Consider the following 9,722-nt stretch of genomic DNA (forward strand, 5'->3'; position numbering starts at 1 on the left):
ACTTAGGTCTAATTGCTTTTTAGTGTAAGATGGTAATATGGCTTTATTGATATTTGCTAAAGCCCTAAAGATTTTGTTTTTCATTTTTAAAATGCTAAATCTTTAGTAAAAATAGTAAAACTTATTCTAGAACTAAGTTTTACATTTTTTGATTGGTTGTTTTTTGATTGATTGAAATTAAACTATTGAGAAAATAATATCAATAATTAGTTTTGCTAATGTCATCATAATTTTTTGGATTTAGAGGTTAATAATTTACTTTGTTTTGTTGATTGAGTTTTCAATATATATGCTTTGTAAATATCTCTCCAAATGATTTCATAAAAATCGACGTGTTTGCATTTAAAAATATAAGTAAATAAATCAAAATGATTATAAAATATTGTGACTCGTCTATAAATACATTAATAAAAATAACTTTATAATTCATTTGTTACTTCAATATGTAACTTTTCAAGGGGTTTTTTATTTGTGTTTTTAGAAACGTAGAGGCATTTCGTCATTGAAACGACAGTTTTTAGCATTTCTATCTTTAATGGGTATTTAAAACATGACATATATCATAGAATAAAAGCATATGTTTTTGTAATTAATTTAGAGAATTTAAATATAAATCTGAAAGGTCATTTTTAAAGTTATCTTTGTAAAAAAACACACGTAATGAAAAAAATTGTACTTCTATTTATATTATTTCTGTCATTTGTTAGCTGGTCACAAGTATTGGTGATAAATGAACTAGATGCAGATTCTCCAAGTACAGATACAAAAGAGTTTATAGAGTTAAAATCTGAAAATCCTAATTTTTCAACTGACGGTTATATATTGGTCTTTTTTAATGGTTCTGATAGTGGAGGCGATTCAAGCTATATGGTTATTGATCTTAATGGTTACCAAACAGACAATAATAGCTTATTAGTCATAGGAAGTACAGGAGTATCACCTTTTCCTCAAATAGTAGTATCTCAAAATATCATTCAGAATGGTGCTGACGCTGTTGGGATTTATCAGGCTTCAGTCAATGATTTTCCAGAAGGTACATTAGCAACACAAACGGATTTAATAGATGCTTTAGTATATGGAACAAACGATTCTGAGGATACAATGCTCTTATCTTTATTAGGTGAAACTATTCAGTATAATGATAATGGTACCGATGCTAATCCAAGATCAATACAACGTTTTGTAGATAATATGGATGTTGAAACGTATTCTGCGGCCACACCAACTCCAAGGAGGGAGAATGATGGTTCCGGGGTTACAATAAACCCAATAGCGATTTCAGTTGCTCAAACACAATACGATGAGCCTTCTGTATTTGATATTACATTTACTTCCGAGATTGCAGTTAGTTCAAATTTAGATTTCACAATTAGTCTAGATAATATGGGATTTAATGCCGCTGATTTTACAGGTAATATTAATTTAACGATTCCTAATGGCAGTAATACCACAAGCACTACAATAACTATAATAGATGATGGCGCAGATGAAGGTGATGAGGTCTTGCAAGTTCAATTTTTAGATTTAGTTGAACCTATTGTACCAGCCAACAATTTTGTTGAGGTTAGAATTGTAGATAATGATTTTACCATGGCTCCATGGGGAAAACCAACAACACCAACGTTTGGGATGGTTGCGAGTACTCAGCCTAATGATTATTATGATACTTTAGAAGGACTAGCTGATATGCAATTGAGACAGGCACTGCAAGATATTATTGCAGATCCGTCATTAGTAAGAGCACAAACTTATACCGATGTTATAGATATTTTATACGATGCGGACCAAAACCCTGAAAACAGTAATCAGGTTTGGTTAGTTTATTCTGAAGAAGGTCGTGCAAAATTAGATTTGCAAACGGGTTCTAATAATACAGGTAAATGGAACAGAGAGCATACATTTCCAAGATCTAGAGGTGGTTTTAATGATATTGAAGAGGATAAAATTGCAGATGGCATAGATGTGTTTTGGACAACTAAGGCAGATTCGCTACGTCATGGAAATTCAGATGCACATGCTTTAAGAGCAGCGGATGCTGCTGAAAATAGTTCGCGTGGAAATAAGCATTATGGTGAATATATTGGACCAAACGGAACTTTAGGAAGTTTTAAAGGCGATGTTGCTCGTAGCGTTTTATATATGGAGATTAGGTATAACGGCTTGCAGATAGTGAATGGGTTTCCTGTTTTAGAATTTCCTGCTACTGGCGAACTAGGTGATTTAGCGACCTTATTAGATTGGCATAGAAACGATCCGCCTGATGATTTTGAGATGAACAGAAACAATGTTGTTTATAACTGGCAGAAGAATAGAAATCCCTTTATTGATATGCCATTATTAGTAGAATATATTTGGGGAAATAATGTAGGTGAAGCCTGGTCTAACCCACTTAGTATAGATGAAAATTTAGAATCAGAAATAAAGGTTTATCCTAATCCTACAAAGGGAAGAGTATATATTTCTGGCTTGAATGCAGATGTAAAATGCGATGTTTATTCTATTGACGGTAGACTAATGAAGCAGTATTTAAAAGTAGAAAACTATATTAACATTGACTTATCTTCTGGACTGTATATTTTGAAATTGACTAGCACTAATAAATCGATCATTAGAAAAATAGTTGTGGATTAAAAGCGCTAGAAAAGTAAAAAAAAAGCCAAACTAAATTTAGTTTGGCTTTTTTATTATTGAATACAAAAACTAGTTTATTGACCGAACGACTAATTTGTTACCAATAACACCGTATTCCACCTTTGCTATTCCGTCGTTATCCTTGTAAGTCGCACTGCTTTGATCGCCCTGATCATTTTTTAAAGTTATTTTAATGCTCGTTATTAAACCTAATTTATTTCGTTTTAATTTAGAGTATTTAACTGTAATACCTAGTTGTTCTAAGTTCTTTTTATTATCCTCTAACGTTTTATCAGATGAAGTTTTAGTCACTATACCAAACGTCGCACTTTTAGATTTATCATCATCATAAACATAGGTGTAACCCGATACCTCTGTGGTAATTTTCCATGGGCCATCCGTATTGGTTTTAGTTTGAATGGTTGAGTTTTTTAGATCTTTTAATTTTATAATAATAACACCATCATTAGCTTCTTTACCATAGGTGTTAACGGCATCATCACCTTTTAAGACAGTCATGCTATCTATCTGATTTGGATTTAGTCGTTTGATAAGGTCATAACTCATTCGCTCTCCATTAACAATAATAAGAGGTTTATCTCCGTCATTGCCTAAAAAACTATTATTAGCTGAATTAGTTTTGGGCGAGAACAAACTAACGTTTTTGTCATGGATAATTATGTCCGCATTATTATCATCTTCAAAGTAATTATCAGTTTTAATTTTAAATGTTTTAAGGACCTCAGTACTATCTATTTTATAACCTATGACATATGTAGAGTCATTTTTAGATTTATTCTTGTAACCTGTTACGATATGGACTGTGTCATGGTCTTTATGTAAATTATCTGATTTGTCTTTTTCTTTAAAAATAAAGGTGTTTCCAGCTTTTCTGTTTACTTTATATCTGCCTGTGCTATCTCCTCTAATTTCTACAACTTTATCTTCATCTTCTTCTTTAAAAATTAAAACACTTGGTCTGCTGTTCTCTTTTGAGTGTTCTCTCTGGATTTCTTCCACAATAACTGTTTCGTCTTTATTGAAAGGTCCAACGCCAAAACTACCATCATCATTTAGCTTAAAGTAAAATGATTTTATACCATCTTCTTCATTAGCCTTATAATTAGCAGAGCCATTTGCAGTGCTAAATTCAATTTTAATATCACTAATAAGACCTTTGTTATTTCGACTTAAACGGTCAATAGTCATTGTAACACCATTGGCTTCCAATTCTTGTTTTATGCTTTCTAATTGCTCGTCCGACATAGAATTAGTGAAGACTATTTCAATATGTTTCAAGTCAGTACTTGTTGCTACATTAGTTTGTTTTACCATATAATCTTCTGAAGCCACATAGATTGTTTCGGTATTCATACTCATTAATAAACCAGCTAATATTGGTAGCATTAATAAGTATCTCCACTGTTTTTTACGTTTTGATCTTGATTTTTGTAACATAATGATTCGTTCTTTGATTAATGAATTATAAAAATTATTTGATAATGAAATTTGCTGATCTGCAATACTTGCCTTTAAAAGTAAATGCTGATATTCTTTAGTTTGAGAAGATTTAAATTGAGTTTGAAAATCTGCAATATATTCTAAGTTTTGTTTCACATTTTTTCTATACAACCAAATAAATGGATTGAACCAAAACACAGAACAAGCCAGTTGGGTTAATAAAATATCCACGGAGTGTAATTGATTGGCATGTACTTTTTCATGAGTGAGCATTAATTGTAGCTCATTTTTATCGAATGATTGAGGATTATAAACAATCCACTTAAAAAATGAAAAAGGCGAAATTCTATTTTTTACTATAACATAAGTATAGATACCGTCTTTATTTTTAGGATTAGTTAATAGAAGCCAGATTAATGAACCAAATTGGATTAGAAACTGAACTAAAAATACAATAAGACCAATTATATAAATTGTGAAAAAGAAGTTATGCCAGTTAAACCATTCTATTTGTTGTTCAGTCTTAGTAGAAGTAGGTTCCGCATAAGTATAAAGCTGTTGAGGAATTGTTTGATCTTCAACAGTAATTTGAATAGGAATAACAACCAATGGAAAAATTAATGCTACAAATAGCCCAGTTAATAGAAACCAACGATTATGAGTAAAAAAAGTTTCTTTCCTTAAAAAAAAGTAATAGCATAAATAGAATATAGCTAAAACGATTGATGCTTTTAATAAATACTCCATAATTACTTAGTCTTTTCAATTAAAGCAATAATTTCTTTCAATTCGTCAACGCTGATTTTCTCCTCCTTGGCAAAAAAGGACACTACATTTTTATAGGAGCAATTAAAGTAACTTTCAATCGCTTTGGTCATATATCTTTTTTTATAGTCTTCTTTGGATATAATAGGGTAGTACTGGTGTGTTTTTCCGTAGGCGTTATGTGCTACATAGCCCTTATCTTCTAAATTTCTAATTATAGTAGACAGTGTATTGTAATGAGGTTGATCGGTTTGTATTTCTGACAAAACATCTTTTACAAAAGCTTTTTCTAGCTTCCATAAGATGTGCATTATTTCTTCCTCTTTATTGGTTAATTTTTGCATGTATCTATATGGTATATTATTCAATATTTCAAATATAACTATTTTTATAGTTATATAACTAGAAAAATAGTTAATTAACGAAAAATTTAGTTTTACGAATCTGTAAAAAGGAAATGTTATCTTCGCGAGAAAATAATTTTAGATTTAAATATTCTATTTAATAAATGAGTGTATTTCTTGTTATTGCTGGTTTAGCCTTGTTGGTAGTTGGTGGTGATTTTTTGGTAAGAGCGTCAGTTGGTCTATCTTTTAAGCTAAAAATATCTAAGCTGGTTATAGGTATGACTGTAGTATCATTTGCTACTTCAGCTCCAGAACTTTTAGTTAGTTTACAAGCTGCTTTAGATGGCGTTTCAGATATATCACTTGGTAACGTAATAGGCTCTAATATTGCAAATATTGGATTAGTTTTAGGTATTACGGCTATAATAACACCTTTAGCTGTAGATAAAGATTTTTATAAATTGAATTGGCCAATGATGATGTTGGCATCATTTATCTTATATTTTTTTCTAAAAAATGATATGGTGTTATCTTCATTAGAAGGATTGATTCTGTTTGTGTCATTAATCTTATTTTTAGTTATCTTAATTAGAAGTTCGAGAAAAACTATAAAGGCTAATCTAGACGAAGTTGATGATGCACTTTCAGAAGTATCTAATTTTAAAATTATTGCTTGGTTACTAATTGGTTCTGCAGGATTATATTTTGGCTCCGATTGGTTAGTTGAAGGCGCTAAACAATTGGCTAAGGCAGTTGGTATTAGTGATTATGCTATATCGGTAACTGTTATTGCAATAGGAACTAGTGTGCCCGAATTGGCGGCTTCTGTAATTGCGGCTCTAAAAAGAGAGAAAGCAATTTCTTTAGGAAATTTAATAGGATCAAATATATTTAACATAGCTTCTGTATTGGGTTTAACAGCCATTGTGAAACCTATAGTTGTTAACCCTGAAACACCAGAAATACTATCTACCAATATTTTTTGGATGATAGCGTTTGCTGCAATTTTAATTCCACTTATGCTTATTCCAAAGAGATTTGAAATTGGTCGATTAAAAGGGTTATTACTATTTGGATCCTATATTGTATTTATTTTTTTAGCTTTAAAATAAAAAAAGCCTGCATTACACAGACTTTTTTTAAATGTATTTAAAAGTTTAAGGTTTAAATATCAGCACCTTTTACTGTCTTTACAATTCTTCCGGCGACCTTATAAGGATCTGCATTAGATGCAGGACGACGGTCTTCTAACCAACCTTTCCATCCTTTTTCTACAGTAATTATTGGAATTCGTATAGAAGCTCCTCTATCTGATATACCATAGCTAAAGTCATTTATTGATGCTGTTTCATGATCACCAGTTAAACGTTGGTCATTAAACTCTCCATAAACCTTAATATGTTCTTTAACTACAGGTCTGAAAGCTTCACATATTTTTTCGTAAACCTCCTGACTACCGCAAGTTCTTAATGTTGTGTTTGAGAAGTTAGCATGCATACCAGAACCGTTCCAGTCCATATCCTTTCCTAATGGCTTTGGGTGATATTCTATATAATAACCGTATTTCTCCGTTAAACGATCTAATAGGTAACGAGCAGCCCAGATTTCATCACCTGCTTTCTTTGCTCCCTTTGCAAACAATTGAAACTCCCATTGCCCACAAGCTACTTCTTGATTAATACCTTCAAAATTAAGTCCAGCAGCAATACATAGATCAGCATGTTCTTCAACGATATTTCTACCATGAGTATTTCTTCCACCAACTGAGCAATAATACATCCCTTGAGGGGCAGGATATCCACCTAATGGAAATCCAAGTGGCATTTGTGTTTGTCTATCCATAATAAAGTATTCCTGCTCAAAACCAAACCAGAAATCATTATCATCATCATCAATCGTTGCTCTTCCGTTAGACCCATGTGGTGTTCCATCCGCATTCAGTACTTCAGTCATTACTAAGTATCCATCTTTTCTGTCTGGATCTGGATAAATAGCCACTGGTTTTAATAAACAATCAGAAGAATCTCCCGTTGCTTGTCTTGTTGATGAACCATCAAATGACCAAATAGGGCAATCTTCTAACTTTCCACTAAAATCATCTTCAACCTTAGTTTTACTTCTCATGTTTTGAGTTGGCTTGTAACCATCAAGCCATATATACTCTAATTTCGATTTACTCATATTTATTTAATTAAGAAATTGACTTTGCAAATATTATGTTTTTTTTCAATTGGTCAAAAAAAATAGGGTCTTTTAGATAAAATGTTATTAATATTTGTTGATAACCCTATTTTTTATAGGGTAAGTGATTTCAAAATTAAAATATTAGTACTTTTAACCTCAAATTTTAATAATATGTCAACATTGAGATTTAATGCCCTTAAAAATTCATTAAAAAGAAAACCATTGAAGGTTGCAAACTATAAACGTAGATCAGAACTTTTTGGATCTAATGTCTTTAATGAGGCAGCCATGAGACAATATCTTACCAAGACTGCAATGGTATCAGTTATGCAGGCCATTGAAAAAGGAAAACGTATTGATCGTTTAGTAGCTGATCATATTTCAAATGGTATGAAAGAGTGGGCTATTTCAAAAGGTGCAACGCATTATACCCATTGGTTTCAACCATTAACAGGTGCCACTGCAGAAAAGCACGATGCATTTTTTGAAACGATTGGTAATGGTTTAGCAATAGAAAAATTTGGTGGAGATCAACTGGTTCAGCAAGAACCAGACGCTTCCAGTTTTCCGCATGGCGGTATAAGAAATACGTTTGAAGCTAGAGGATATACAGCTTGGGACCCTACATCGCCTGCATTTATATATGGTACAACACTATGTATTCCAACAGTATTTGTGGCTTATACTGGCGAAGCCTTGGATTATAAAACACCATTACTAAGAGCACTTCAAGCCGTTGACAATGCGGCTGTTGATGTATGTAAATATTTTGATAAAAATGTTAAAAAAGTAAATGCCTCCTTAGGATGGGAGCAAGAATATTTTCTAATTGATAATGCTTTGGCATCATCAAGACCAGATATTGTATTAACAGGTAGAACATTATTAGGACATTCACCTGCTAAAGGACAACAGTTAGATGATCATTACTTTGGAACAATACCTAACAGGGCAATGGCATACATGCGTGATTTGGAAAATGAATGTATTCTCTTAGGAATTCCTGTTAAAACCAGACATAACGAAGTTGCTCCAAATCAGTTTGAGCTTGCTCCAATATATGAAGAAGCAAACTTAGCAGTAGATCATAATTCTTTATTAATGGATGTGATGCAAAAAGTTGCTCGACGACATAGTTTCAAAGTATTATTGCATGAAAAACCATTTGCAGGTGTCAATGGATCTGGTAAGCATAATAATTGGAGTTTAAGCACAGATACTGGAGTAAATTTATTGTCACCTGGTAAAACTCCTATGAGCAATCTTCAGTTTTTAACCTTTTTTATAAATACAATTAAAGCGGTACAAGTACATGAAGAGTTACTTAGGGCAGCAATAGCTTCGGCAAGTAATGATCACAGGTTGGGAGCAAATGAAGCACCACCTGCCATTATTTCTGTATTTATTGGAGCACAGTTAACTAAAGTTTTAGAGGAACTCGAAACGGTTACTAAAGGAAAATTGTCACCTAAAGAAAAAACGGACTTAAAACTAAATGTCGTAGGAAAAATACCTGAGATATTATTAGATAATACAGATAGAAACAGGACGTCTCCTTTTGCTTTTACGGGCAATAAATTTGAGTTTAGGGCAGTAGGTTCTACGGCAAATTGCGCGAACCCTATGACTGTTTTAAATACGATTGTAGCAAAGCAATTAACTGATTTTAAAAAAGAAGTGGATGTTTTAATTGGCGAGAAGTCAATGAAAAAAGACGACGCCATATTTAATGTTCTCAGAGAGTATATTAAAACTTCAAAAAACATACTCTTTGAAGGTAATGGCTACAGTGAGGCATGGGAGAAAGAAGCCAAAAAAAGAGGCTTAAGTAATAACAAAACTACACCAGAAGCCCTAGAAGTTAAAGTTTCAAAAGAAGCAATTGAACTTTTTGAACAATTAGCTGTAATGAATGAAACAGAATCTAAAGCACGATACGAAATTGAAATGGATGAATATATCCTTCATATTCAAATAGAGAGTCGTGTTCTTGGTGATATAGCTCGTAATCATATTGTTCCAACAGCTGTGCGTTATCAAAATATTCTCATAGAAAACGTAACAGGATTAAAAACGATATATGGTGATAAGTTTAAAGGATTAGCTAAGGAACAGTTAAAACTGATAGAAGAAATTTCAGGACATATAGAAGCTATAAATTCATTAGTTACTAAAATGACTAACCAACGTAAATCACTAAATAAATTGTCTGATATAGAGGTGAAAGCTAAAGGCTATTGCAATAAAGTTAAACCATTATTTGAAGATATTAGGTATCATTGTGACAAGCTAGAGTTGATGATTGATGATGAACTATGGCCAATGACAAAGTAT

At 32.1% G+C, this 9,722-nt stretch carries 6 protein-coding genes; 3 read left to right on the forward strand and 3 right to left on the reverse strand.

The window, feature by feature from the left end; translation table 11 throughout:
* Window positions 1–660: 660 nt before the first annotated feature.
* Window positions 661–2,631, forward strand: a complete 1,971-nt coding sequence (locus ACTG3Y_RS12690; RefSeq protein WP_439153293.1) for an endonuclease — start codon at window positions 661–663, stop codon at window positions 2,629–2,631.
* Window positions 2,632–2,700: 69 nt separating this feature from the next.
* Here ACTG3Y_RS12690 and ACTG3Y_RS12695 read toward each other — a convergent pair whose 3' ends face one another.
* A complete protein-coding gene (locus ACTG3Y_RS12695) occupies window positions 2,701–4,839 on the reverse strand; it encodes a M56 family metallopeptidase (RefSeq protein WP_439153294.1) in 2,139 nt (712 codons plus the stop codon).
* Window positions 4,840–4,841: 2 nt separating this feature from the next.
* Entirely contained in the window at window positions 4,842–5,201 is a 360-nt protein-coding gene (locus ACTG3Y_RS12700; RefSeq protein WP_439153295.1) for a BlaI/MecI/CopY family transcriptional regulator, read from the reverse strand.
* A 164-nt stretch (window positions 5,202–5,365) separates the two neighbouring features.
* Here ACTG3Y_RS12700 and ACTG3Y_RS12705 point away from each other — a divergent pair, with 164 nt between their 5' ends.
* On the forward strand, window positions 5,366–6,316 hold the full coding sequence (locus ACTG3Y_RS12705) for a calcium/sodium antiporter (protein ID WP_439153296.1): 951 nt from the start codon (window positions 5,366–5,368) through the stop codon (window positions 6,314–6,316).
* A gap of 52 nt (window positions 6,317–6,368) precedes the next feature.
* Here the strand turns inward: ACTG3Y_RS12705 and ACTG3Y_RS12710 are convergent, their stop codons facing one another.
* Window positions 6,369–7,385: a glutamine synthetase beta-grasp domain-containing protein gene (locus ACTG3Y_RS12710; RefSeq protein WP_439153297.1), complete on the reverse strand. Its 1,017-nt coding sequence runs from the start codon at window positions 7,383–7,385 to the stop codon at window positions 6,369–6,371.
* A 174-nt stretch (window positions 7,386–7,559) separates the two neighbouring features.
* Here ACTG3Y_RS12710 and ACTG3Y_RS12715 point away from each other — a divergent pair.
* Window positions 7,560–9,722 (forward strand): glutamine synthetase III family protein (locus ACTG3Y_RS12715; RefSeq protein ID WP_439153298.1); only part of this gene is annotated, 2,163 nt, incomplete at its 3' end.

The organism is Winogradskyella sp. (assembly GCF_965656915.1).
Classification (GTDB): Bacteria; Bacteroidota; Bacteroidia; order Flavobacteriales; family Flavobacteriaceae; genus Winogradskyella.